Genomic DNA, 25644 nt, shown 5'->3' on the forward strand with positions numbered 1-25644 from the left:
GAAGCGCGGAGCACGCCGGACCTCCGGCGCGCTCATCATTGGGCGGTCCAGCCCCCGTCCACGGGGAAGGATGCGCCAGTGATATTGTGTGCCTGGGCATGGCACAGCCAGGCCGCCAGCGCGCCGATCTCGGACGGATCGGACGTGCGCTGGCTCGGCTGTTTCTCGGCCAGAAGGCTGGCAATGCCGGCAGCCCTGTCGCCGCCATGTTCGGCGGCGCGGGCGGCCACCTGCGGCTCGATGATGGCGGTTTCCGTCCAGCCGGGGCATATGCAGTTGACCGTGACGCCGCCGGTCTCACGGTTGCCGCAGGCGGCATATTCGAGCGCGGCGACCTTGCTCATGCCGACCAGCCCGAACTTCGACGCCACGTAGGGCGCCTTGTCCTTCGAGGCGACCAGGCCATGCACCGAGGCGATGTTGACGACCCGGCCAAAGCCGCGTTCGCCCATGCCCGGCAGCGCGTGGCGCATGGTGTGGAAGGCCCCGGACAGGTTGACCGCGATGATGGCATCCCAGATTTCCGCGGTCGCCTCACCGATCGGCACCGTCTTCTGGATACCGGCATTGTTGACGAGAATGTCGATCGGCCCCCAGGCCGCGGCGGCTTCCATCATGGCGTCGATGGCGGCCACGTCACGCATGTCGGCATCGAAGAATCGTGTTTCCGGCGCCCCGGCGCCACGGCAGGCCTGTTCGGCGGCGGCAGCCTCTTCCGGGCTGGCCAGCCCGTGCAGCGCGATGCGCACGCCTTCGCCGGCCAGCGCCTTCGCGATGGCGAGGCCGATGCCCTGGACCGAGCCGGTGACGAGCGCGGTGCGTCCTGAAAGATGACCCATTCTCAGGCTCCTTCATGTTCCTTGGTGAGCCAGGTGCGCAGTTCCGTCTTCAGCACCTTGCCATAGTTGTTCTTGGGCAGCGCCTCGACGAAGCGGTAGCACTTGGGCCGCTTGAACCGTGCGATCTGGTCGAGGCAATGGGCGTCGAGCGCCTTTTCGTCCGCCACCGTCCCTTCCGCCAGCACGACGAAGGCCACGACCTCCTCGCCCCATTCGGGATGCGGCGCGCCCACAACGGAGACCTCCGAAACGGCCGGATGGGTGAGCAGCGCCTCTTCCACCTCGCGCGGATAGATATTCGTGCCGCCGGAGATGATGAGATCCTTGGAGCGGTCCTTGAGCGTCAGGAAACCGTCCTCGTCCACCGCCCCCATGTCGCCGGTCCACAGCCAGCCGTCGCGCAGCGTCTTCGCGTTGGCATCCGGATTGTTCCAGTATCCCTTCATCACCGACGCGCCGCGCACCAGAACTTCGCCGGTCTCGCCAACAGGCAGGGTCCGGCCATCGTCATCGGCAATGCGCACTTCCACGCAGGCCTGCGCGATGCCGGTGGAGGCGAGGCGCTCGCGCCAGCGCGGATGGGCGCGATCGGCCACCATGGCGCGCGTCATCCCGGTGATGCACATGGGGCTTTCGCCCTGCCCGTAGAGCTGCGCGAAGCGCGGCCCCAGCACATCCACGGCGTCGATGATGTCGGCCAGATACATCGGTCCGCCGCCATAGACGATGGTGCGGATGCCCCGGCCGGTCTCTCCGGCACGCCTGGCATGGTCCACGAGCCGCTTGACCATGGTGGGTGCGGCGAACATGTGGACATGGTCCAGCCTTCGGGCGAGATCGAGGATTTCCGCCGGCTCGAAACCGGCCGATGGCGGCACGCAATGGCGTGCGCCTTTGAGGACGTGCTGCACGCAATAGAGCCCCGCGCCGTGGCTGATGGGCGCGGCATACAGCGCGCAATCGGCGGCATAGACCTCGTCGATATTGGCGAAATAGCCCAGCACCATGGCCTGGATATTGGCGTGGGTGATCATCACGCCCTTGGGCTTGCCGGTGGTGCCGGACGTGTAGAACAGCCAGGCCAGATCGTCCGGCGCGCGGTCCGCCGGAGCGGCCACCGGCTCATGGGTTCGCATGGCATCGAAGGCATGCGTGTCCATGTCGACCAGCGTTTGCAGGCTTTCCGGGCGCACGGCATCCAGCTCCGCCCCGAGGGCCGCCGTGACGAAGGCGATGCGCGCACCGGAATCGGCCATGATCCAGGCCGCTTCCTTCGGGTGCAGCTTGGCATTGACCGGCACGACAGCCGCGCCGGCGAACCAGACGCCCCACATGAGTTCGAGATATTCGGTGCAGTTCTTCGCGAAGATCGCCACGCGGTCGCCGGGTTGCACGCCATGATCGGCGGCCAAAACAGCGGCGATGCTGCCTGCCGAGCGCGCGAAGGCGGCATAGTCCGCGATCACGTCCGTGCCCTTCAGCAGGGCGGGGCTGCGTGGCGACACGCAAGCGCTTCTGACCAGCCAATGGGCCAGGTTCATGCCGAATTTCCTCCCTGACGGCGCGTTTGGCGGGCTGGACCCGCATTTCTTCTTTGCCGTTCACCGTATAAGCATACTATCAGATGGAGCAGGGCAATCGCGCAAGACCGTAGAAACACGCATGACAGAGGCGCAAAACCACGCAAGAGAGCTGGATCGGATCGCCTATGAAATGGCACCGATCGGCATCGTGATGACCGAAAACCGGATCATCCGCGCTTGCAATCCGGCCTTTGCAGAGATGTTCGGGCACAGGCGCGAGACCTTGCTCGACCAGTCCTTCGCCATACTCTATCCCTCCTTCGAGGAATTCGTGGCCATTCGCGAGGTGGGCGTGGGCCCGTTGCGCGAAATGAACCGCTATTCCGACGAGCGCATCATGGCGCGCACCGACGGTTCGCTGTTCTGGTGCCGGGTGCGCGGGCGCACGCTGACGGAAGCCGGCGACCCGCTGGCCAAGGCGGTGTGGAGTTTCGCCGACCTGTCGCACGAGCGCCCGGTGGTGCGCCTGACAACCCGCGAGCGGCAGATCATCATGCATCTGGGCGAGGGCCGCACTTCCAAGGAGATCGCCCGGCTGATCGACATCTCGCCGCGCACGGTGGAGACCTACCGGGCCAAGCTCCTGAAGAAGTTCCAGGCGGCCAATGTGGCGGAGCTTCTCAGCCATGTCGGCGGCATGCCGGGCGGTTGATGGAGCGCCCGCGTCGGGAGCCGGCTTTCCCGATGCGGCATCTTGGCGCTTTCAATGTCGAAGCGTGCTTGCTAGGCCTCGGCAGGGGAGGCGTCATGCGGCTTGGGGACATTGCATTCGGGTTGTTTTTGCGGGCAGCAATTGTTGTTTCGCTCCTGCTGGTCTCCTTCGCCCACAAGCCTGTCGCTCTGTCGGCTTGGCAGCCTTTCGATCTCTCCGCCTATGAATTGCCGGATGGCTCGCTGCCGGTCATCTGCTTCGGGACCGGCAATGGTGCCCCGGGTGGAAAGGCGGGCCGGGCCGAGGCCTGCGAGTTCTGTCGGATCGCCGGATCAATCGCACTCGCATTGCCCTGCCGGTACGGAAATCCTCCGCTTGTTCCGGTTGCCGTGCCGTTGTTTCCGGTCGAAACAACGCATCGCACCTCCTTGCCCCGAAGGCTGCTGCCACCCAGCCAAGGTCCTCCTTCGATTGCGATCTGAACCGGTTTCGCAGCGCAAGCCCGCGAGATCACCATCGGGACGAATGGCTTGCCACCAAGCTGGTGCATGACGCGTTCCGACGACGGATTCCATCGCAAGGACCATAAGATGAACTTCCTCAAAACCGTAATTGCTGCCGCCGTTTTCGTGTTGGCAAGCTTCATGCCCGCTGTTGGCGTACAGGCGCAGGACGCCAGGCCCGGCCTTTTCGTCAATCTCACCACCGATGATACCTGGGCAGCCGCCAAGGCGATCATGTTTGCCCATCAGAAAGCGTTGAAAAACGATCACAAGCCTGTCGTCATCTGGCTGAATGTACGAGGCGTCTATCTGGCAGACAAGAAACGTGCCTCCCACGTGCACGGGTTGATGCGGGAACAGAATGCGTCGATCCAGGACATGTTGACCGCCTTCATGGAGGACGGCGGCATTGTGCTGATGTGCCAGGCGTGTTCGGCAGCCGCCGGATTGACCCGCGACGATTACATCGACGGCGTCCAGATGGGCTCCTGGCCTGTGATCGAAGGCTACCTGTTCGATCCTGCCATGAAAACGCTGTCCTGGTAGACGGCAGGCCTGCTGCACGACAGGCACGGCAAACGTGAACCCGCCACGGCCCGGGCCGGCCTGCCGGCCCGGCCTCCATGGCCCCCGTTACCGTCCGAGGATCACGTCGAGGATCGAGCCCACGTTGCGGGGTTCTTCGCCCACGCCGACCTTCGGCACGGGGCGATTGACGGAAGCGGTGCGGTCGTCCGCGGTCCCGTTGCGGCCGCCCACAGCGGCGGGTGGCCTCGGCGCGCCGGCCATGGGCAGGTTCTCGCGGCCCCCGACGGGCGCCACAGGGCGGATGTCGTCGCCGGCTGCGGGATCCGGTGTCCACATGCCGCGCAGCGGGGCCTTCGGCAGGCCCTCATGGGCGGCCTGCATGAAGGTCTTCCACGCCTTTGCCGGCAGTGAACCGCCGGTCACACCCTTCATCGGCGTACCATCGTCATTGCCGAACCAGACACCGGTGACGAGGTTGGATGTATAGCCGACAAACCACGCATCCCGGGAGTTCTGCGTCGTGCCGGTCTTGCCGGCGGCCGGCCAGCCGAAATCGGCGCTGCGCGCTGTCCCGTCCTCCACGGTGCCATGCATCATGGTATTCATCATCGCGACATATTCGGGCCGGACCACGCGCGGCGCCGCGCCCTTCTGTTCGTAGATCACCTTGCCGTCCATGGTGGTCACGCGGCGGATGACATGGATGTCGGGCCGGTAGCCGCCATTGACGAAGGGCACATAGGCCGCCGTCAGTTCCAGCGGCGTGACTTCCGACGTGCCGAGCGCGATGGAGGCATTGGCCGCGAGGTCCGATTCGATACCCATGCGGTGGGCCACTTCCGCCACCGTCTTCGGCCCCACCTCCTGGGCGAGCTGGGCGGCCACCGAGTTCAGCGACTTCTTCAGCGCGGTGGCCAGCGTCACCTTGCCGAAATACTTGCCGCCGTAATTTTCCGGCGTCCACTTGCCGATCCGCACTGGTGCGTCGGTGCGCACGCTGTCCGGTCTGCGGCCGTTTTCCAGTGCGGCGAGATAGACAAAGGGCTTGAAGGTCGAGCCCGGCTGGCGGCGCGCTTCCGTGGCGCGGTCGAACTGCGAATTGGCGTAGTCATAGCCGCCGACCATGGCGCGCACGGCGCCCGAACCGTCGATGGAGACCAGCGCGCCCTGGCTGACGCGGCGCGCCTTGCCGTTCCTGGCGATCAGCTCGCGAATGGAGTTTTCGGCCAGTTTCTGCAGCGTCAGGTCGAGCGTGGTATCGACCACCACGTCCTGGTTCACGTCGCCGATCAGCCCCGGCAATTCCTCCATCACGCGGTCGGCGACATAGTTCTCCGATCCTGTCCAATAGGCGGCGGCACGGGTGGCCGGCGCTTTCATGGCCACCGCATATTCCGTCTCGCCGATCATGCCCTGTTCGCGCATGGCCGCGATGACCAGTCTCGCGCGCTCTTCCGCCGCCTTCGGATCACGGGCCGGCGAAAGGCGCGACGGGGCCTTCAGAAGGCCGGCCAGAAGCGCCGCTTCGGCCAGGGAGACATCGCGCGCGGGCTTGCCGAAATAGCGCCGCGATGCCGCCTCCACACCATAGGCGCCGGACCCGAAATAGACCCGGTTGAGATACATGGTGAGGATCTGGTCCTTGGTATGCTCATGCTCCAGCCACAGCGCCAGCAGGACTTCCTGCACCTTGCGCTCGATGGTGCGGGCCGGCGACAGGAACATGTTCTTGGCAAGCTGCTGGGTCAGCGTGGAGCCACCCTGGCGCAGCTTGCCAGAGGCAATATTGGAAGCCATGGCGCGGGCCAGCCCCAGCGGGTCGATACCGAAATGGGAATAGAAGCGCCGGTCCTCGATGGCGATGACGGCCTGCGGAATATAGGGCGACATCTCGTGCAGGCCGACGGCCTCGCCGCCAGTCATGCCGCGATTGGCGATCAGCCGGCCGTCGACGGAGACGATCTTGACGTTGGGCGGTCGTGCGGGAACTTCCCAGGTGGTGGCGGACGGCATCTTGGCGCCGTACCAGGCGACGATGCCGGCCAGCCCGATACCGCCCCAGATGGCCAGGATGAGCGACCAGTAGATCGCGCCGCGCAGCAGGCCGAAAAGGCCGCGCCGCTTGCCCGCGCTGCGGGACTTGCGCGCTCCCCCTGCCTTCCTGCGGCCCTTGCCCGAAGCCGGTTTGCGGCTTCGCGCCGGCAGCACGCGATCATCCTGGGAGACCGACAGGGCGCGCTTGCGCCCGGTTGCCTTCTCGAATTCAGGCTCTATGCGCTTGCCCGTCCTGCGTCTGGCCATGAATCTCCCGCCTTGCCCTGCACGTCCCGTCCTTGTCAGCGGGTCATGGACAACACCCTAAATCGGGCGATTTAAGGGGCGGTTAAGTCCATGGTCAGAAAACGATTAACGCGAAAGGCGGGATTTTATCCGGTCCGGGCGTTTTTAACCCTGCGCATGGCGCTCGCGGATGACGATGTAGATGCCGGAGGCGACGATGATGGCGGCGCCCACATAAGTCAGCGCGTCTGGGATTTCGCCCCAGACCTGCCAGCCGATCAGCGTCGCCCAGAGCAGCGCGGTATAGTCGAAGGGCGCGACGACGGCGGCGGGCGCGAAGCGGAAAGCCTGGGTCATCATGGTCACGCCCACCGTGCCGAACAGGGCAATGGCGGCGAACAGCCAGAGGTCCTCCATGCGCGGCGTCACCCAGACAAGGGGTTGCAGCAGCGCGCTGAGCACGACGCCCACCCCGGTCAGCCAGACCATCAGCGTCCACATGCTCTCGCGCGGGTCGACCCAGCGCGCGCCGATCATCATCAGGGCGTAGAAAAAGGCCGTTGCGACGGGAAAGAGCGAGACGGGTTCGAAGGCGGCCGTGCCCGGGCGCACGACGACGAGAACCCCGGCAAAGCCAACCAGCACCGCCGACCAGCGCCGCCAGCCCACCTGCTCGCGCAGCACCAGTGCCGACAGCGCGGTGACGAAGACCGGGGCGACGAAGATCAGCGCCGTGGCCTCGGCCAGGCCAAGATAGCCCAGGCCCGTGAAGAACAGCGTCGCGGCGCAAAGCCAGATGAGCCCACGCAGCACATGCGCAAAGGGCCGGGCCGAATGCAGCGCCTTGCGCCCGCCGAGGCGCAGCGCGATCAGCACGGCGACGGGAAAGGCGATGAGATTGCGGATGAAGAGGATCTGGATCGCGGTGTAGTGGGCAGCCAGGGTCTTGGCGAGGGCATCGTTGACGCTGAGAAAGGCGACGCCGGCGCACATCAGCATGATGCCCGCCGTCACCCCGTTTTGTGTGCGGGTCTGGCCCGTGTCCATTGCGTTCACCGCGTCCTTCCAGGGCCGGACAAGATGCTCCGGCCGCAGCCCATTCGCCGGTTCCGCCGCTCAGCTATGGGCGAAAATGTCGGTTTCTTCCCAGCCGGCCAGGTCGAGATGCGCGCGCATGGGCAGGAAATCGAAACACTGGCGGGCCATGTCCAACCGGTTTTCCCGCACAAGGCGCATGGTGATCGCGTCGCGCAGGCGATGCAGGTAGAGGACATCGGAGGCGGCATAGTCGAGCTGGGCCTGCGACAGGGTTTCCGCGGCCCAGTCGGAGGATTGCTGCTGCTTGGAAAGCGGCACGTCGAGCAGTTCCGCACAGAGGTCCTTCAGCCCGTGGCGGTCGGTATAGGTGCGCGTCAGGCGCGAGGCGATCTTGGTGCAGAAAACCGGATTGGCGCGCACGCCGAAGGCATGTTCGAGCACCGCGATGTCGAAACGGCCGAAATGGAAGATCTTCTCGACCTTCGGATCGGCCAGCAGCCTTTCGATATTCGGCGCCGATGTCTGGCCTTTGGCGATCTGCACCACGTCGGCGGTGCCGTCGCCGGGAGAGAGCTGGACGACGCAAAGCCGGTCGCGATGGGGCTTCAGGCCCAGCGTCTCGGTGTCGATGGCGACGGCCTCCACCTGGTAATTGGACAGGTCCGGCAGGTCTCCCTTGTGGGCGCGGATGGTCATGGCGTGATTATCCCGTTCACTTGCCCTTTCGGCGCAGGAAGCGCGGCCCGAGCCATTTCATCATGACCATCGCGTCCTCGCCATCGGCATAGTTTCTCTTGCGTGTCGCGGTATGGCGGAAACCCTGGCGCGCGTAAAGGGCGCGTGCGGGTGCGTTGGAAGGGCGCACGAACAGGCGGAGCACGGGGCGGGGCGCGAAGCGGCAGGCTGCGCGCACCAGCGCGCCGCCCACGCCCTTGCCTGCTGCCCAGGCGGCCGTCCCGACGAAATCCACGCTGGTCCACAGCCGGGCGGAGCGGTCCCGCAACACCAGGAAACCCGCCACACGGTCCTCCAGCTCCGCGACCAGCACGAGAATGCGCCTGTCGCCGCCAGGCCGGGCAAGCTGTCCGGGTGACAGCCTGTTCGGGTCGTCAGGGAAAAGCGCGTCCTGCAATTCCAGCACTGCTTGCGCATCCCCGTCGCGGGCAAGGCGCACATGGACCTTCCTGTCGGACGCGCTCATTGCATCACCTGCCTTGCGCCAGCGCGTCGAGAATGCGTGCCCAGGAGCGCTGGCCCTTGTGGAACGAGGTCAGTTCGTATTTCTCGTTGGGCGAGTGGATCTGGTCGTCGCCGAGGCCGAAGCCGACGAGCAGCGATTCCATACCAAGCATGCGCTGGAAATCGCCGACGATGGGAATGGAACCACCCATGGCGATCATCAGCGCATTTGTCTCCCATTCGTCCGACAGGGCGCCGCGCGCCGTGTTCAGAAGCGGCGAATCGTAAGGCAACTGGATGGCCGGGGAGCCGCCATGCTCCTCGAATTCCACCGAGCAGTCGGCGGGAATGCGCGCGCGCACGAAATCGCGGAAGGCGGTGCGGATGGCAACAGGGTCCTGTTCGTGCACCAGCCGGAAGGAAACCTTGGCCGAGGCCTCGGCCGGGATCACGGTCTTGAAGCCCTCGCCCGTATAGCCGCCCCAGATACCGTTGACCTCCGCCGTCGGGCGCGCCCAGATCATCTCCAGCAGGGTGCGGCCGGTCTCGCCGGCCGGTTCAGAAAGGCCCACCTCGCCGAGGAAGCTCTCCGGGGTCCGGTTCAGCCCGTTCCACATGTCCAGAATGTCGGGCGGTGTCTCGTTCACACCGTCATAGAAGCCCGGAATGGTGATTCGGCCCGCCGCATCGTGCAGATCCGCCAGGATACGGGTGAGGATGTGGATCGGGTTTGCGGCCGCGCCACCGTAGTAGCCGGAATGCAGGTCGCGGCTGGCCGCCTTCACCGTGATCTGTTCGCCGACCAGCCCGCGCAGCCCGGCGGAAATGGCCGGCGTCTGCGGATCCCACATGTTGGTGTCGCAGACGAGGGCGAAATCGGCTTTCAACTCGTCCGCATTGGCTTCGAGAAACGGTTTGAGCGAGGGCGACCCGGATTCCTCCTCGCCCTCGAACAGGATGGAAACGCGGCAGGGCAGGGCGCCATGAACGGCCTTGTAGGCACGGCAGGCTTCCACGAACGTCATGAGCTGGCCCTTGTCGTCGGCGGCGCCACGCCCGGTGATGACCCTGCGCCCGTTGCGTGCCGCGATGGACGGCTCGAAGGGGCCGCTTTCCCACAGTTCGAGCGGGTCGACCGGCTGCACATCGTAGTGGCCGTAGAACAGCACATGCGGGGCATCCGGCGTGGCGCCGTCATGATGCGCGACGACCATGGGATGCCCGCTGGTATCGCGTACTGAGGCGTCGAAACCGATGGAGCGCAGGTCGCCGGCCAGCCATTCGGCGGCGCGGCGGCATTCGTCCCTGTATGCCGGGTCGGTGGAAATGGAGGGAATGCGGATCAGGTCGAACAGGTGTTCGACGGAATCGTCAAGCCGGGCGTCGATCGCATCGAGCACGGGGGCAATGTCACTCATCAGGTCCTCGCAAATCATTCTGCACAGGGATGCAGGTTAGACGTTGCGAATGCGCTGGGAAAGATGCGCCGGAAAAACAGGTTACCGGAAACAAACTGGCCGCCGTGGTGGAGGGGGGAACCACGGCGGCCTTTTGAAAACAGCGGCAGCCCGGAGAGGGGGATTGGGACTGCCACCCGTTCATCCGGATCAGGCGGGGGACGGGCCATTCATCCACGCCGATGACACGCCACCTTTCCATCCAGCGCCCGCGCGTGACGAGATCGATCACGCCCCGCATGGCGGCCATGATGAGCAGGCTCGATCAGAAATGAACCTGCATGTCCGAAACCGACTTGTCCGGCACGATGAACAGAATGAGCATGAAGCAGGCAAAGGCAAGGCTCGCGCAGGCAATCGCCGCTGACGAAAGGGCGGGTGACCGGCGAAAGAAAAAGCCTTGCACAGGCCGCCACCAGGGCCTGGCAAGGCTTGCTTTCCGGACCGGCCCTTGCAAGCCGATCCGGCGGGAGAGAGGGGTTCTATTGCGCGGCGTGCGCCACGTTGACACCAAGCGTGTAGACCAGTTGCCCGCCATAATAGGCCGTCGCAACAACAAGCGCGCAGCCGGCGACTTCCAGGGCTGCAAATCCCCAGCCGATCCCGCCGGCCAAGCGCTTGTCGCGCCACCAGACGAACAGGCGGATCAGCGCCCAGACGGCGAGGACAGCAGCGGTCGTCTCGCCCAACCCTTCGTGGATCTCGGCAATCTGGCTGGAAAATCCATTCGCCTCGGCGAATTCAAGGGCCGCGTCGCCGAACATGGCGGCCAGAATCGCAAAGGTTCCCGCAGCGACGGCCAGTCCGGTGGCGAGATTGCCTGTCGCCGAGCGGCCCGTCACCGAATACCCCATGGCAAGGGCCACGATGTCGACAAACGCCAGCGTGAGGAAGAAGACGATGGGAAAATGCACGACGATAGGATGAATGTGCTGGATCGGTAGCATGGAACCCCCTTGTCAATCAGGTAAGATGCCGGAAAAACAGGGGCATGGGAGGCCCGGGTCCTGACCGGCGTCGAAAATCGCGACCAGGGTGCTCCCGGCAAGATGACAAAAGGCTGACAATACCCCCGCCGGCGCGCCCTGAACCCGGTCTTGCCAATGGACCTCGGCGGCGTTTGCGCTTAATCGTGTGAGCCATGAAAAACGGTGATCATCTCTTCCTCGTCGACGGCTCGGCCTACATCTTCCGCGCCTATCATGCCCTGCCGCCGCTGACCCGCAAGTCCGACGGGCTGCCGGTGGGCGCGGTGTCCGGCTTCTGCAACATGCTGTGGAAGCTGCTGAAACAGGCGCGCGACACCGATGTGGGCGTCACGCCGACGCATTTCGCGGTGATCTTCGACTATTCGTCCAAGACCTTCCGCAATGACCTTTACGACGAATACAAGGCCAACCGCTCCGCCCCGCCGGAGGACCTGGTGCCGCAATTCGGGCTGATCCGCCAGGCGACGCGGGCCTTCGGCCTGCCCTGCATCGAGAGGGAGGGCTACGAGGCCGACGACATCATCGCCACCTACGCCAGGCTCGCGGCGGAAGCCGGCGGCGACGCCACCATCATCTCGTCGGACAAGGACCTGATGCAGCTCGTCAATGGCCGGGTGTCGATGTACGACCCGATGAAGGACCGCCAGATCGGTGTGCCGGAGGTGATCGAGAAATGGGGTGTCGGTCCGGAAAAGATGGTCGACCTGCAGGCGCTGACCGGGGATTCCGTTGACAACATCCCCGGCGTGCCGGGTATCGGACCCAAGACCGCCGCGCAATTGCTCGATACCTATGGCGATCTCGATACGCTGCTGGCGCGTGCGGGCGAGATCAAGCAGGCCAAGCGGCGTGAAAACATCATCGCCCATGCCGACAAGGCGCGGCTGTCGCGCGAATTGGTGCGGCTGAAGAACGATGTGCCGGATCTCAATCCGCTTGATACGCTGGCATTGGATGACCCGGACGGACCGAAGCTGATCGCCTTTCTCAAGGCCATGGAGTTCACCTCGCTGACGCGGCGCGTGGCGGAGGAGACCGGCGCGGATGCCGCTGCCGTGGATCCCGCCCATGTGGATGCGGAATGGGGCGCCGACGCGCACGGCCCCGATCTGGAGCCGGGCGTTCCGGCCACGAATGCTGCCGGCGCCGGGACAGACGGTTCCGCAAGCGGGCCGGGCGGTGGCAATGCAACGCCGGCAGCGCTCGCGGCGATGCGGGCGGAAGGCTTCGCGGCAGCCGGCATCGACACGACGGCCTATGAGACGATCCGCGACATGGCCACGCTCGATGCCTGGATCGCCGCTGCGCGCGAACAGGGGCTTGTGGCCGTCGATACCGAGACAACCGCGCTCGATCCGATGCTGGCGGAACTTGTCGGCTTCTCGCTGGCACTGGCGCCCGGCAAGGCGGCTTATGTGCCACTGAAGCATCGCACCGGCAATGACGACCTGCTGGGAGGCGGGCTTGCCGAAGGCCAGATCGACGCAATGCAGGCGCTGGCGGCATTGAAAGGGCTGATGGAGGACGCCTCCGTCCTCAAGATCGCGCAGAATCTCAAATACGATCTCGTTGTGCTGCACCGGCTCGGCATCGACGTGGTCAGCCTCGACGACACGATGCTGATCTCCTATGTGCTGGATGCCGGCAAGGGCGGGCACGGCATGGATGCGCTGGCCGAACGCTGGCTCGGCCATACGCCCATCGCCTACAAGGACGTTGCCGGTTCGGGCAAATCCGCCGTCACCTTCGACCTGGTCGCCATCGACAAGGCCACGGCCTATGCGGCCGAGGATGCCGACGTCACGCTCAGGCTGTGGCAGGTGCTCAAGCCGCGCCTTGCGGCCGAAGGCCTGGTATCGGTCTACGAGCGGCTGGAGCGGCCACTGGTGCATGTGCTGGCGCGCATGGAACAGCGCGGCGTCTCGGTGGACCGGCAGATCCTGTCCCGGCTTTCCGGCGAACTGGCGCAATCGGCCGCGGCGCTGGAAGCCGAGATCGGCGCGCTGGCTGGCGAGGATTTCAACCCCGGTTCGCCCAAACAGCTTGGCGACATCCTGTTCGGCAAGATGGGCCTGCCCGGCGGCAAGAAGACGAAATCCGGCCAGTGGTCGACCACGGCGCAGGTGCTGGAGGACCTGGCGGCGGAAGGCCATGAACTGCCCCGCAAGATCGTTGACTGGCGCCAGCTCACCAAGCTGAAATCCACCTATACCGACGCCCTGCCCGGCTACATCCATCCGGAGACCGGGCGGGTTCATACCTCCTATGCCCTTGCATCGACCACGACGGGGCGGCTGTCCTCCTCGGAGCCGAACCTGCAGAACATCCCGGTACGCACCGCCGAGGGACGGAAAATTCGCACCGCCTTCATTCCCGAAAAGGGCAATGTGCTGGTCTCTGCCGATTACAGCCAGATCGAACTGCGCGTGCTGGCCCACGTTGCCGACATTCCGCAACTGAAGAAAGCCTTCGCCGAGGGCATGGACATCCATGCCATGACGGCGTCCGAAATGTTCGGCGTGCCCGTGGAAGGGATGCCGGGCGAGGTACGCCGGCGTGCCAAGGCGATCAATTTCGGCATCATCTACGGCATTTCGGCCTTCGGTCTGGCCAACCAGCTTGGCATCGAGCGCGGCGAGGCATCCGACTACATCAAGACCTATTTCACGCGCTTTCCCGGCATTCGCGACTACATGGAGGCGACCAAGGCCTTTGCGCGCGAACACGGCTATGTGGAAACGATCTTCGGGCGGCGGGCGCATTATCCCGACATCAAGGCTTCCAACCCCTCCATGCGCGCCTTCAACGAGCGCGCGGCGATCAACGCGCCGATCCAGGGGTCGGCCGCCGACATCATCCGCCGCGCCATGGTGCGCATGGAGCCGGCACTGGAGAAGGCCGGATCACCGGCGCGCATGCTGCTTCAGGTGCATGACGAACTGATTTTCGAGGTCGAGGAAGCGGCCGCCGGTGACACCATCGCCATCGTCCGCGACGTGATGGAAAACGCTGCCTTCCCCGCAGTCGATCTGTCCGTGCCGCTGCAGGTCGACGCGCGCGCGGCAAGGAACTGGGACGAGGCGCACTGAGGCGATGTCCGCAGCGCCAGGCTGCTCCTGACGCAGAGCATGGAGAACCGGCGCAACCACGCTATCCGCGCAGGGCGTCGATCAATTGAGCCTTGCTCATGGAAGACCGGCCCGCGATGTCCAGTTCCCGCGCCCGGGCGTAAAGATCGTCTTTCGTCCAGTCCTCGTAGGGCGGCGCCTTGCCGCCCTTCCTCGAGGGATGCATGGAAGGGTTTGCCTTGGCATTGGCGATGGCGGCGGCCTTCGATTTCGAATAGCCCTTGCCGCGAAGGTCTTCATAGGCCTTGTCGTCCTTGACGGCGGGTCCGTGATCTTTTACCATCCTGTCACCCCTCACCGCTCTTGCGGCGGGCAAAGTCTTCCACCTCGTCAGGCGCCATCGCGTCGAAGCGCTCCTGCGGGTCCATGCCGGTTTCGCCATCGCCGGCCACGCCCGGCAGGCCAGGATCCAGTTCGGCCGCGATCCGGTCCAGCTCCGACAGAAGCACATCGAACTCGTGACCGCGGTCGCCGGGTTCGCGCGCTTGCAGGGCTTCGCGAATCCGTTTCAGTTCCTCGCGGCGCGTTTCGAGCGGTTCGTCGGAAAAGGCAACGGCGCGGATATCGTCCAGCGTGATGTCCTGGGCGATGCCCGGCGTGTCGCCATCGCCGCCGACAGCGGCATTCTCGGCCAGCGCAGGCCCCTTGTCGAACAGCGGCATGACTTCAACCTCCATCTGCCGTTGGTGGGATCACCGGATCAACGCCGGGCAGGGGGATTCGTTCATGCAAAAGAAAAGCGGCGGCGCCCGATGGCACCGCCGCTCCGCTTCAGTCAGCCTGGTCCCGGTTCAGGCGATGGCGCGCACCGCACGGGCCGTCATGACCGCCACGAGATTGGCGCGATAGTCGGCCGAAGCATGGATGTCGCTCATCAGCCCCGCGGCATCGGCCTTGAGGCCGGAGACGGCGTCGGCCGAGAAATTCGACGACAGCGCCTGTTCGGCCTCGCTCCAGCGGAAGACGCCGTCGGAGCCGGCGCCGGTGACCGCGACGCGAACGCCGTCGCCATGCCGTGCGACGAAAACGCCGGTCATGGCGTAGCGCGAAGCCGGGTTCGGGAACTTGGCATAGCTGGAGGCGGCACAGGCCGGCACCTTGACCGCCTTGACGAGTTCGCCCTCTTCCAGCGCCGTCTCGAAGAGGCCGGTGAAGAAGTCGTCAGCGGCGATCTCGCGCTTGTCGGTGACGATGGTCGCGCCGAGCGCCACCATGGCCGAGGGATAGTCCGCGGCCGGATCGTTGTTGGCAATGGAACCGCCGATCGTGCCCATGTGGCGCACATGCGGATCGCCGATGTGGGAGGCGAGGCTGGCAAGGCCGGGGCAGGCCTTTTTCACGGTCTCGGAGCCGGCCACTTCCGCATGCGTGGTGGTGGCGCCGATGGTCAGCGTGTCCCCGTCCTGCGAAATGCCCGCCATGCCCGCATGGCGCAGGTCGATGAGGTTTTCCGGCGCGGCGAGGCGCGTCTTCATGGCCGGGATGAGCGTCTGTCCGCCGGCGACATATTTTGCTTCGGCTGCGGAACCGGCCAGTTTTGCGGCTTCGTCAGCCGATGAGGCGCGATGATAGGTGGTGTTGTACATGGATGTCTTGTCCTTCTGACTGCATCATGCGGGCGGCCGCCCCCGCGCCCGGCCAGGCCGGCGCGGAGGCTCCTTCCCGCTCCGATCACTTGGCGTTGTTCGCGGCCCAGACCTTTTGCGGCGTTGCCGGCATGGTCAGGTTGTTGTTGCCGATCGCATTGGTGATCGCGTTCATGATGGCCGGCGGCGAACCGATGGCGCCCGCCTCGCCACAGCCCTTGATGCCGAGCGGATTGCCCGGGCACGGGGTGATGTGGTGCGAGACCTCGAAGGAGGGCACGTCATCGGCGCGCGGCATGCAGTAGTCCTGGTAGGAGGCGGTCAGAAGCTGGCCGCTCTCGTCATAGACCACGCCTTCCAGCAATGCCTGTCCGATGCCCTGGGTAAGCCCGCCATGCACCTGCCCCTCGACGATCATCGGATTGATGATGTTGCCGAAGTCGTCGGCGGCGACGAAGCGCAGGACATCGGTCTTGCCGGTTTCCGGATCGACCTCGACCTCGGCGATGTAGCAGCCGCCGGGGAAGGTGAAGTTGGTCGGATCGTAGAAGGCGGTTTCCTTGAGGCCCGGTTCCATCCCTTCCGGCAGGTTGTGCGCGGTGTAGGCGGCCAGCGCCATCTGGAACCACGGCACGGACTTGTCCGTTCCGGCGACCTTCAATTCGCCGTTCTCGATGACGATGTCGCCCTCGTCCGCCTCCAGCAGGTGGGCTGCGATCTTCTTGGCCTTGCTCTCGACCTTGTCGAGCGCCTTGACGATGGCGGACATGCCGACGGCACCGGAGCGCGACCCGTAGGTGCCCATGCCCATCTGCACCTTGTCGGTGTCGCCATGGACGATGGAAACGCTGTCGAGCGGAACGCCGAGGCGCTCGTTGACGAGCTGGGCGAAGGTCGTCTCGTGGCCCTGGCCGTGGCTGTGCGAGCCGGTCAGCACCTCGATCGTGCCGACGGCATTGACACGCACTTCCGCCGATTCCCACAGGCCGACGCCGGCGCCGAGCGAGCCGACCGCCGCCGACGGCGCGATGCCGCAGGCCTCGATGTAGCAGCTCATGCCGATGCCGCGCAGCTTGCCGTTCTTCGCACTTTCCGCCTTGCGGGCCTCGAAACCCTTGTAGTCGATGGCTTCCATGGCGGCATCAAGCGTGGCATCGAAATCGCCCGTGTCATAGCACATGATGACCGGCGTCTGGTACGGGAACTCACGGATGAAGTTGGTGCGGCGAAGCTCGGCCGGATCGACGCCCAGTTCACGCGCCGCCGTCTCCACCGTGCGCTCCAGCAGGTAGGTCGCCTCGGGGCGTCCGGCACCGCGATAGGCATCCACCGGCACGGTGTTGGTATAGGCCGTCTTGACGTTGCAGTGGATGGCCGGGATCGCGTACTGGCCCGACAGCAGCGTGGCATAGAGATAGGTCGGAACCGAGGACGAGAAGAGCGACATGTAGGCGCCCAGATTGGCCACCGTCTCGACTTTCAGGCCGGTGATGCGGTTGTCCTTGTCGAAGGCCATCTTGACCTTGGAGACATGGTCGCGGCCATGGGCATCCGTCATGAAGGCTTCCGTGCGGTCGGCCGTCCACTTGACCGGGACGCCGGTGCGCTTGGAAGCCCAAAGGCAGATGATCTCCTCGGGATAGATGTAGATCTTGGCGCCGAATCCGCCGCCGACATCCGGCGCGATGACGCGCAGCTTGTTCTCCGGCGCGACGTTGTAGAAGGCGCTCATCACCAGGCGCGCGACATGCGGGTTCTGCGAGGTCGTCCAGCAGGTGTAGTGATCCTCGGCCTTGTCATAGACGCCGAGCGTGGCGCGCGGCTCCATCGGGTTGGGCGACAGGCGGTTGTTGACGATCTCGATCTCGGTGACGTGAGCGGCCTCGGCAATCGCCTTGTCGGCCGCGCTCTCGTCGCCGATCTCCCAGTCATAGATCAGGTTGCCCTCGGCTTCCGGATGGATTTGCGGGGCGCCCGGCTTGAGCGCATCGACCGCATGGATGACGGCAGGCAGTTCCTCGTATTCGACATTGACCGCTTCGGCCGCGTCACGGGCCTGGCCGCGCGTCTCCGCCACGACGATGGCAACCGCATCGCCGACATAGCGCACCGTCGAGGTGGCCATCGGCTCCCATGCGCCCATCTTCATCGGCGTGCCGTCCTTGGAATGGATCATCCAGCCGCAGATCAGGTTTCCGATGCCATCGGCCTTGAGCTGCTTGCCGGTCAGCACGCCGATCACGCCCGGCATGCCTTCCGCCGCCGCCGTGTCGATCGATGCGATCTTTGCATGGGCGTGCGGGCTGCGGACGAAAGCCGCATACTTCATGCCCGGAACGCTCATGTCGTCGGTATAGCGGCCCGATCCCGTGATGAACCGCTTGTCTTCCTTGCGCGCAACGCGTGCGCCAACGCCTTCCATACCCATTTTCAAGCTCCTCCGCCTGTCGGGAGCGAACGCGGGCTGGCACATGGCGACCAGGGGCAATCAACCGGATTTGCCGTCTGTGACCAGGTCGCTGTCGCCCGTACCCCGCTATTCGCTGCTTAATGTTTCGCTATTGGCTCGCTTCAGGCCGCCGCAGCGCCCTTGGCCATTTCATCGGAGGCCGCCAGAATGGCCTTGACGATGTTGTGATAGCCGGTGCAGCGGCAGATATTGCCTTCCAGCTCGGCACGCACGGTCTTCTCGTCGAGATTGCCGGCACCGTAACGGTTGATCATGTCGGTGGCCGCCATGATCATGCCCGGCGTGCAGAATCCGCACTGCAGGCCATGATGTTCCTTGAAGGCCGCCTGCACGGGTGAAAGATCGCCGGCGCCGGCCAGCCCCTCGATCGTCACCACATCCGAACCCGAGGCCTGGGCGGCAAGCATGGTGCAGGATTTGACGGCCTTGCCGTCGACATGGACGACGCAGGCGCCGCACTGGGACGTGTCGCAGCCGACATGCGTACCCGTCAGGCCCAGGTTGTCGCGCAGGAAATGCACCAGCAGCGTGCGGTCCTCGCACTGGCCGGACACCTTCCGGCCATTCACGGTCATCGTTACTTCAGACATCAAGTCCTCCTCCCAAAGGCACCATGTTGGACATGGCTAGGATTTACGGAAAACGACGGGCTTTCAAGCCCGCGCCATCGATCGGGTGAATGGCCCGGACCGGATGCCGGGCCCGCGCGCATGCACGGCAATTCCCCGCAAGGTCCCTCCAAACCCTTCGCGAAAACAATGCCGCCCCGGTCCGCCGGAAGGTATTGTACTTTCGGTCGCATTTGCCATCGCGGGCACGGCGCGAGCGGCGCTGTTGCGCTGTGGGAATTCCACGATCATAATATGCGCCGAGTGCGGCACCGGCAGAGGAGGGTTGCTGCGCGGGAGGAGAAGACCCTGACGCTGACACGCAGCCCCTATTCATGCGGAATGGTGGCGCTTGCCGGGACAGGCGGCCATCCGGAAGCCTTCTGCAAGGCGATCGCCACCGAGGCCGAGGCCATGGGTGGCGGTTTCGCCTTCATCTTCCATTCGCCACGGCTCTATTCGCCCGGGGAACTGGCGGCCGCCTTGCGGCGTCATGCCCCGTCGGTGGCCCATGCCTGCTGCACGACCGCCGGCGAAATCACGCCGGAAGGCCTCCAGGACGGCCAGGCGATCGCCATGATCCTGCCCGCCCGCCACTTCACCGTGGTCACCACGCTGATCGAGGACGTGACCAACGCCGGAATGGAGAGCATCACCGCCCGGGTGGAGATGGCGCGCCACGCCCTGGCGCAGGCCTGCAAGCCGGAGGGGGCCCGCACCTTCGCCGTCTGTCTCATCGACGGCATGTGCTATTCGGAAGAGGCGGTCACCTCGGCCATACACTGGGGACTGGATGACATTCCGCTGATCGGCGGTTCGGCGGGCGACGACCTGAACTTTCACGAAACGCCCATCATACACGACGGCCATGTCCACACCGGCGCCGCGGTCATCGCCCTGGTTGCCACGGACGTGCCCTTCCACATCTTCAAGACCGACAATTTCGTGCCGACACAGAAGAAGCTTGTCGTCACCGCCTCCGATCCGGACCACCGGATCGTGCATGAACTCAACGCCGCGCCCGCGGCAGCGGAATATGCCCAGGCCATCGGCATGGATCCGCAATCGCTGTCGCCGCTGTCATTCGCCACGCACCCGGTCGTCGTGCGCGTCGGCGGCGAATATTACTGCCGGTCGATCCAAAAGGTGAACGAGGACGGCTCGCTGTCCTTCTTCTGCGCCATCGATGACGGCGTTGTGCTGACCGTCGCGGAACCGACCGGCATGGTGGAAACCACGCGCCAGGCCTTGAACGATGTCGCGGCACAGCTCAAGGGCATTGATGTCGTGCTCGGCTTCGAATGCACCCACCGCCGCCTGGACGCGCAGAACCGCCAGATCATTCGCGATGTCTCCGAGCTTTACCGCACGAACAATGTCATCGGCTTCGCCACCTACGGCGAGCAGTTCCGCTCCATGCACCTGAACCAGACCTTCACGGGTGTGGCATTCGGTGCGATGCGCGAAGCCGCCGGATAGGGCCGGCGCGGCAATGAACATCGACGAGATCGACGATATCGAACGGCTTCGCCGCATCAACCAGGCGCTGATGTCGCGCGTCGAGCAGTCGATGGATCAGCAGGGCAATGCCTTTTCGCTGTTCCAGACGGCCATCAACCTGGAAGGGCGCATCCGTGCGCGCACCGAGGAACTGCGCGCCACGCTGCGGCGGCTGGAAAAGACCAACCAGGATCTCGTGCAGGCCAAGGAGGCCGCCGAGATCGCCAACCTGTCGAAAACGCGGTTCCTGGCCGCCGCCAGCCATGACGTTTTGCAGCCGCTCAACGCCGCGCGGCTTTCCATTTCGGCGCTTTCCGACATCCAGACCAGCGACGAGGGCCAGACGCTTGCCCGGCAGGTGGAGCGTTCGCTGGAGACGATGGAAGAGCTGTTGCGCACCCTGCTCGACATTTCCAAGCTGGATGCCGGCGTGGTGCGGCCGGAGGTTTCGCTCGTCCAGCTCGATACGCTGTTCCAGTCGCTGCAATCGGATTTCGCCCCGCTGGCGGCGCGCAAGGGCTTGCGCCTGCGCTTCCGCCCGACCCGGCTGGCCGTATTGTCGGACCAGGGCATGTACCGGCGCATCCTGCAGAACATCGTTTCCAATGCCATCCGCTACACCCGCACCGGTGGCGTCTTCGTCGCCGCGCGGCCGCGCGGCCAGCAGGTCCGCGTGGACGTGATCGACACCGGCACCGGCATTCCTGAAGAGGAGTTCGACGCGGTCTTCGAGGAGTTCCACCGCGGCCCGGACCTCTCCGACGACGGGACGGGCGGCCTAGGCCTGGGCCTGTCCATCGTCAAGCGCATGGTGGCCGCACTCGATCATCCGCTGCATTTCACATCCGTGGTGGGCAAGGGCACGGTCTTCCGGCTGACGGCGCCCATGGGCATGCGTCCGCAGGCCGAACCGGCCGCGCAGGCTGTGTCCGGCGAGCCGGAGCGGCCGCGTGCCTATGGTCTGGACGGGGCGCGCGTGCTGCTGGTGGAAAACGACGCCGGCGTGCGCCGCGCCATGCTTCTCCTCTTGCAGCGCTGGGGCTGCGAGGTGCGCGACGGCGCCTGCCTGGAGGAAATCCTGGCCCATGTCGAACGGGACGGCTTCGATCCCGACATCATCATCGCCGATCAGCATCTCGACCATGGTGATCTTGGCACCGAGGCGATCACGGAGACGCGCCGCGTCACCCGCAAGGCCATCCCCGCGCTGATCACGACCGCCGATTTTTCCGAGGATCTGGCTCAGGTGGCCCGTTCGGCGCACATGGAAGTCATGCGCAAGCCCGTCAAGCCTGCGCAATTGCGCGCGCTCATGGCGCATATGCTGGCCTGAACGTCAACCCTGACCGGCTGCGCCGACCGGCTGCCCGGTGTCAGAAGCCCGGCCGGAAACTGGCCGGTGCCGGGCTGACAACCTGCGGCTGGCCGTTGCGGATCTCGTAGACCGCATAGCCGCGCTCGTTGCGCCCGTCGGGACGCAGCCGGAAGAGCCCGGTATAGCCATTGTAACCGCCCGCCGATTCGAGATTGGCCACGGTGAGCGCCTGCGGCCCGCCACTGCGCACGAGCCCCGCGACGAGGGCAAGCGAATCGTAGCCCAGCACCATGTTGGGCGCCGGTTTTTCGCCAAAGCGCTGCTCATAGCGGGTATTGAAACTGCCCATGCGCGTCTGGTCGATATCGGCATACCATGCGCCATTGAAGGCGGGATCGGTCAGTTTGGCGTTGGCCCACTGGCCCGAACCGAGGAAGCGCTTGCCAGAAAGGTCCGCGCCGGTCTCGCGCAATTGCCGCGCGAAGACACCGGGCGTGTTGCCGCCATCGGGCAGAAGGATGGCGTCGGACTTGCCGACCAGCGGCATGGCATCGGCCACGGCTTGCGCCACGGAAGCGTCGTCATAGGCATAGCGCACCGTGCCGACGAGTTCCCCGCCGCCGGCGGCCAGCGCCTGGCGTGCCTCGCGCTCGACGAGCAGGCCGAACGCACCCTCCGGAACGATGGCCGTCACGCGGCGCACACCCTGCGCCATGGCATGATCCAGCGTGCGCCGGACGATGTCTCCGGGCAGGAAGGAATTGAGATACACCCCGCGCCGCGCCACGCCGGCATCGGAGGAAAAGGCGATCATGGTGCGCCCGCGCGGCTCCAGCACACCGCTGACAGCCGAGACATTGCCCGAGAACAACGGCCCCAGAACGATGGACGCGCCTTCCGTATAGGCTTCGGCGGCCGCGTCGGTGGCCGTTGTGGCTATGCCGGCGGTATCCTTGATCACGAGTTCCACGGTGCCGGGAAAGTCCTCCACGGCCAGCGCGGCGGCATTGCGGAAGCCCTGCGCCACCTTGCCCGCATTGCCTGGCGCGCTCATTGGCAGCAGCATCGCCACGCGAACCGGACCGCTGCCGATCACCTCGCCCGTGGCGGGTGGCAGGTTGGCTGGCACCGGTTCGGACTGTTGCATGACCGGCTCGCCGCCGTCGGGCATGGGCAGGCCCATCTGCACGCCCTGGCAGCCGGCCAGCAGCGCGAGCGCTGCCAGCCCGGATATGCGGCGGACCGCGCGGAAAAACCCTGTCATCATGCCTGCACCTGTCTGCCGCGCCGTGTTAGAAGCGCTTTCACGTCCCTTGTTTTCATTGTCGCAACCGCAAAACGCGATTGGCAAGCATTCGTCAAGGTTAATAACAGGTCATGAACAGGCCACCAGCAGGCGCAACAGGTTCGCGGGAGCGCGACACACGCTACATGATCGGCCAGGCCGCGTTCGAGGCCAGTGCGCTTCCGGCCGGCCTTCATCTTGTCGCGACGCCGATCGGCAACCTGGCCGACATCACGATCCGTGCGCTCCAGGCGCTGGCAGGCGCGGATATCGTGGCCTGCGAAGACACGCGCACGAGCCGGGTGCTGCTCGATCGCTATGGCATTCGCGCACGCACCACCGCCTATCACGAACACAACGCCGCCGTCGCCGGGCCGAAACTGATCGAGGCGATGGCGTCCGGGCGGTCCGTGGCCCTCGTCAGCGATGCCGGCACGCCTCTGCTGTCCGATCCCGGCTACCGGCTGGTGGAAGAAACGCTGGCCGCGGGACTGCCCGTGACGCCGCTGCCGGGTCCTTCGGCGCTGCTGGCCGCGCTCACCGCGTCGGGCCTGCCGACCGACGCGTTTTTCTTTGCCGGCTTCCTGCCGGTGAAGGCCGGGCAGAAACGCACCCGACTGGAATCGCTGGATGCCGTTCCCGGCACGCTCGTCTTCTACGAATCGCCGCGCCGGCTGGCCGCCACCCTCGCCGCCATGGCGGAGATCTTCGGCGACCGGCCCGCCGCTGTGGCGCGGGAGATGACCAAGGCGTTCGAGGAAGTGCGCCGCGACAGCCTTCCGGCGCTGGCCGCCCATTATGGAGAGACCGGCGCGCCGAAAGGCGAAATCGTGATTTGCGTGGCGCCGCCCGGCGAAGCGGCCGTGCCGGCGGCCGAAGACGTCGATGCGCTTCTGGTCGAGCTTTCTGCCGTCATGCCGGCCTCACGGGCCGCGGCACAGGCGGCCAGGCAGACCGGATTGCCCAAGCAGGATCTGTTCGCCCGCATCGTGGCCCTGAAGGATCGCAACGGCGATGGCTGACGCGCGAAACGGCCGGCACATCGCACTCAGACGCGGGCAGCGCGGCGAGTGGCTGGCAGCGCTGGCGCTGATGCTCAAGGGCTACCGCATCGTCGCGCGAAATTATCGCACACGGCTTGGCGAAATCGACCTGATCGCCCGGCGCGGCGATGTTGTCGCGATTGTCGAGGTCAAGGCGCGGTCCAGCGAAGACGCCGCCCATGACGCCGTGGGCCGCGAATCGCAGCGGCGCATCGCAAACGCCGCCGATCTCTGGCTGTCGCGCCAGCCGGATGCGGCGCGCCTGTCGCTGCGCTTTGACATTGTGGCCGTGGTTCCGGGGCATTGGCCGCGCCACGTGGCCAATGCCTGGCAGGCGTGAGCGCCGGTCACGCCACGTCGAGCACGATCTTGCCGATATGGTTGCCCTCTTCCATGCGCTCATGGGCCCGCCAGGCCTCGGCGAGCGGGAAGATCATGTCCATGACCGGCGCGACATCGCGCTTGGCGAGCAGCGGCCAGACGCGCGCCTCCAGTTCCGCCGCGATGGTGGCCTTGAAATGGACCGGGCGCGGACGCAGCGTCGAACCGGTATGGACCAGTCGCTTGCGCATGATCAGGGAGACGTCTGCCGTGGCCTTTGCGCCGTGCAGCACCGCGATCTGGACGATTCGCCCTTCCTCGGCGGCAGCGCGATAGTTGCGCTCCACGTAATCGCCGCCGACCATGTCGAGAATGACGTTGGCGCCCTTGCCGCCGGTCGCCTCGCGCACTGCGTCGACGAAGTCCTCCTCGCGATAGTTGATCGCCCGGTCGGCGCCGAGCGACAGGCAGGCGTCGCATTTCTCCTTCGACCCGGCGGTGACGATGACATAGGCGCCGGCCTTTGCCGCGAGCTGGATCGCCGTCGTTCCGATGCCGGACGTGCCGCCATGGACAAGAAGGGTCTCGCCGTCCTGCAGGCCGCCGCGCTGGAAGACATTGTGCCAGACGGTGAAATAGGTCTCGGGAATGGCCGCAGCCTCCGTGAAGGTGAAACCCGAGGGAACAGGAAGGCAATTGGAGGCCGGGGCGATGCAATATTCGGCATAGCCGCCGCCCGGCGTCAGCGCGCAGATGCGATCGCCTTCGCGCCAGCGGGTCACGCCCGCGCCAACGGCCGCGACTTCGCCGGCCACCTCGAGGCCGGGCAGTTCGGAAGCGCCTGGCGGCGGCGGATAGGCGCCCATGCGTTGCAGGACATCGGGGCGGTTGACGCCGGCTGCGGCGACCCGGATCAGCACCTCGCCTTCCTTCGGAGCGGGAACCGGGCGCCGTTCCGGCTTCAGCACCATCGGGCCGCCGGGTGACGTGATGGCGATTGCGGTCATGTTTGCGGGCAGTGTCATGGGCTTGCCTGTCTCTGTCTCGGAATTGATTGCGCAGCACTGATGCATGTATTGTCATGGCGGTGAATGCCAAGGCAAGGGAGGTCCGGCATGGCTCTTTTCGATGACGATCCGGTGCGCAAGCCCGTCACCCATGCCATTGGCCAGGATCTGTCCGACCTGTCGGTCGACGAACTGGGCCACCGCATAAGCCTTCTGGAAAGCGAAATCATGCGCCTGCGGAACGAAATGGAGGCGAAATCGTCCACGAAGAGCGCCGCGGAATCGCTCTTCCGCAAGAGTTGAGTCCGCCATCCCCGGCATTGCCGGGAAGTG

Annotated in this window: 24 protein-coding genes; 9 read left to right on the forward strand and 15 right to left on the reverse strand. The window is 65.6% G+C overall.

The features are described 5' to 3' along the window. Nucleotides 1-35: 35 nt before the first annotated feature. Nucleotides 36-839 carry a 3-hydroxybutyrate dehydrogenase gene (locus tag R3D65_RS06905; protein ID WP_371274484.1) on the reverse strand — a complete coding sequence of 268 codons (804 nt, stop codon included), beginning with the start codon at nucleotides 837-839 and terminating at the stop codon, nucleotides 36-38. A 2-nt stretch (nucleotides 840-841) separates the two neighbouring features. Next, entirely contained in the window at nucleotides 842-2380 is a 1539-nt protein-coding gene (locus R3D65_RS06910) for a class I adenylate-forming enzyme family protein (protein WP_371274485.1), read from the reverse strand. 121 nt (nucleotides 2381-2501) lie between these two features. Here R3D65_RS06910 and R3D65_RS06915 point away from each other — a divergent pair, with 121 nt between their 5' ends. The 3 genes from R3D65_RS06915 (at nucleotide 2502) to R3D65_RS06925 (ending at nucleotide 4123) form a co-directional block, all read left to right on the forward strand. After that, the gene (locus R3D65_RS06915) at nucleotides 2502-3074 is read left to right on the forward strand and encodes a LuxR C-terminal-related transcriptional regulator (protein WP_371274486.1); all 573 of its coding nucleotides are present in this window, start codon (nucleotides 2502-2504) and stop codon (nucleotides 3072-3074) included. Nucleotides 3075-3169: 95 nt separating this feature from the next. Then, entirely contained in the window at nucleotides 3170-3556 is a 387-nt protein-coding gene (locus R3D65_RS06920; RefSeq protein ID WP_371274487.1) for a hypothetical protein, read from the forward strand. Between the two features lie 108 nt (nucleotides 3557-3664). Continuing rightward, nucleotides 3665-4123 (forward strand): DsrE family protein, encoded by a 459-nt coding sequence (locus R3D65_RS06925; RefSeq protein WP_371274488.1) that lies wholly within the window; start codon nucleotides 3665-3667, stop codon nucleotides 4121-4123. Between the two features lie 87 nt (nucleotides 4124-4210). On the opposite strand, the gene R3D65_RS06930 is transcribed toward R3D65_RS06925, so the two are convergent. The 6 genes from R3D65_RS06930 to R3D65_RS06955 all read right to left on the reverse strand — a co-directional run bounded on the left by R3D65_RS06930 (nucleotide 4211) and on the right by R3D65_RS06955 (nucleotide 11006). Then, entirely contained in the window at nucleotides 4211-6406 is a 2196-nt protein-coding gene (locus R3D65_RS06930; RefSeq protein ID WP_371274489.1) for a transglycosylase domain-containing protein, read from the reverse strand. Between the two features lie 144 nt (nucleotides 6407-6550). Beyond that, nucleotides 6551-7432, reverse strand: a complete 882-nt coding sequence (locus R3D65_RS06935) for a DMT family transporter (protein WP_371275002.1) — start codon at nucleotides 7430-7432, stop codon at nucleotides 6551-6553. 69 nt (nucleotides 7433-7501) lie between these two features. Beyond that, nucleotides 7502-8119 carry a ribonuclease D gene (locus R3D65_RS06940; RefSeq protein ID WP_371274490.1) on the reverse strand — a complete coding sequence of 206 codons (618 nt, stop codon included), beginning with the start codon at nucleotides 8117-8119 and terminating at the stop codon, nucleotides 7502-7504. Between the two features lie 16 nt (nucleotides 8120-8135). Next, complete coding sequence (locus R3D65_RS06945; protein WP_371274491.1) at nucleotides 8136-8624, reverse strand: N-acetyltransferase family protein; 489 nt, start codon at nucleotides 8622-8624, stop codon at nucleotides 8136-8138. A gap of 4 nt (nucleotides 8625-8628) precedes the next feature. Then, nucleotides 8629-10020: a dipeptidase gene (locus tag R3D65_RS06950; RefSeq protein WP_371274492.1), complete on the reverse strand. Its 1392-nt coding sequence runs from the start codon at nucleotides 10018-10020 to the stop codon at nucleotides 8629-8631. 521 nt (nucleotides 10021-10541) lie between these two features. After that, on the reverse strand, nucleotides 10542-11006 hold the full coding sequence (locus tag R3D65_RS06955) for a DUF2231 domain-containing protein (RefSeq protein ID WP_371274493.1): 465 nt from the start codon (nucleotides 11004-11006) through the stop codon (nucleotides 10542-10544). A gap of 194 nt (nucleotides 11007-11200) precedes the next feature. On the opposite strand from R3D65_RS06955, the gene polA reads away from it, so the two are divergent. Continuing rightward, on the forward strand, nucleotides 11201-14137 hold the full coding sequence (gene polA, locus R3D65_RS06960; RefSeq protein WP_371274494.1) for a DNA polymerase I: 2937 nt from the start codon (nucleotides 11201-11203) through the stop codon (nucleotides 14135-14137). 61 nt (nucleotides 14138-14198) lie between these two features. Here polA and R3D65_RS06965 read toward each other — a convergent pair whose 3' ends face one another. The 5 genes from R3D65_RS06965 to R3D65_RS06985 all read right to left on the reverse strand — a co-directional run bounded on the left by R3D65_RS06965 (nucleotide 14199) and on the right by R3D65_RS06985 (nucleotide 18822). Continuing rightward, complete coding sequence (locus tag R3D65_RS06965) at nucleotides 14199-14459, reverse strand: Rho termination factor (RefSeq protein ID WP_371274495.1); 261 nt, start codon at nucleotides 14457-14459, stop codon at nucleotides 14199-14201. 4 nt (nucleotides 14460-14463) lie between these two features. After that, a complete protein-coding gene (locus R3D65_RS06970) occupies nucleotides 14464-14838 on the reverse strand; it encodes a hypothetical protein (RefSeq protein WP_371274496.1) in 375 nt (124 codons plus the stop codon). Nucleotides 14839-14967: 129 nt separating this feature from the next. Beyond that, the gene (locus tag R3D65_RS06975; protein WP_371274497.1) at nucleotides 14968-15762 is read right to left on the reverse strand and encodes a xanthine dehydrogenase family protein subunit M; all 795 of its coding nucleotides are present in this window, start codon (nucleotides 15760-15762) and stop codon (nucleotides 14968-14970) included. 85 nt (nucleotides 15763-15847) lie between these two features. Further along, complete coding sequence (locus R3D65_RS06980; protein ID WP_371274498.1) at nucleotides 15848-18190, reverse strand: xanthine dehydrogenase family protein molybdopterin-binding subunit; 2343 nt, start codon at nucleotides 18188-18190, stop codon at nucleotides 15848-15850. 143 nt (nucleotides 18191-18333) lie between these two features. Next, the gene (locus R3D65_RS06985; protein ID WP_371274499.1) at nucleotides 18334-18822 is read right to left on the reverse strand and encodes a (2Fe-2S)-binding protein; all 489 of its coding nucleotides are present in this window, start codon (nucleotides 18820-18822) and stop codon (nucleotides 18334-18336) included. Nucleotides 18823-19182: 360 nt separating this feature from the next. On the opposite strand from R3D65_RS06985, the gene R3D65_RS06990 reads away from it, so the two are divergent. Together R3D65_RS06990 and R3D65_RS06995 are read left to right on the forward strand one after the other, a co-directional pair. Further along, nucleotides 19183-20319, forward strand: coding sequence for an FIST N-terminal domain-containing protein (locus tag R3D65_RS06990; RefSeq protein ID WP_371274500.1), 1137 nt, complete (start codon nucleotides 19183-19185; stop codon nucleotides 20317-20319). A 13-nt stretch (nucleotides 20320-20332) separates the two neighbouring features. Continuing rightward, nucleotides 20333-21673, forward strand: coding sequence for a hybrid sensor histidine kinase/response regulator (locus R3D65_RS06995; RefSeq protein ID WP_371274501.1), 1341 nt, complete (start codon nucleotides 20333-20335; stop codon nucleotides 21671-21673). A 40-nt stretch (nucleotides 21674-21713) separates the two neighbouring features. Here the strand turns inward: R3D65_RS06995 and R3D65_RS07000 are convergent, their stop codons facing one another. Continuing rightward, nucleotides 21714-22922 (reverse strand): penicillin-binding protein activator, encoded by a 1209-nt coding sequence (locus tag R3D65_RS07000; RefSeq protein ID WP_371274502.1) that lies wholly within the window; start codon nucleotides 22920-22922, stop codon nucleotides 21714-21716. A 110-nt stretch (nucleotides 22923-23032) separates the two neighbouring features. Here R3D65_RS07000 and rsmI point away from each other — a divergent pair, with 110 nt between their 5' ends. Then, nucleotides 23033-23962: a 16S rRNA (cytidine(1402)-2'-O)-methyltransferase gene (rsmI, locus tag R3D65_RS07005; protein ID WP_371274503.1), complete on the forward strand. Its 930-nt coding sequence runs from the start codon at nucleotides 23033-23035 to the stop codon at nucleotides 23960-23962. After that, complete coding sequence (locus tag R3D65_RS07010; RefSeq protein ID WP_371274504.1) at nucleotides 23955-24323, forward strand: YraN family protein; 369 nt, start codon at nucleotides 23955-23957, stop codon at nucleotides 24321-24323. Before rsmI ends, R3D65_RS07010 begins: the two co-directional genes overlap by 8 nt. Nucleotides 24324-24330: 7 nt before the next feature. On the opposite strand, the gene R3D65_RS07015 is transcribed toward R3D65_RS07010, so the two are convergent. Beyond that, a complete protein-coding gene (locus R3D65_RS07015) occupies nucleotides 24331-25329 on the reverse strand; it encodes an NAD(P)H-quinone oxidoreductase (RefSeq protein WP_371274505.1) in 999 nt (332 codons plus the stop codon). A 90-nt stretch (nucleotides 25330-25419) separates the two neighbouring features. Here R3D65_RS07015 and R3D65_RS07020 point away from each other — a divergent pair, with 90 nt between their 5' ends. Next, nucleotides 25420-25614, forward strand: a complete 195-nt coding sequence (locus tag R3D65_RS07020) for a DUF1192 domain-containing protein (RefSeq protein WP_371274506.1) — start codon at nucleotides 25420-25422, stop codon at nucleotides 25612-25614. Nucleotides 25615-25644: the final 30 nt, after the last annotated feature.

Origin of the sequence: Zhengella sp., assembly GCF_041397485.1 — a bacterium.
Taxonomy (GTDB): Bacteria; Pseudomonadota; Alphaproteobacteria; order Rhizobiales; family Rhizobiaceae; genus Zhengella.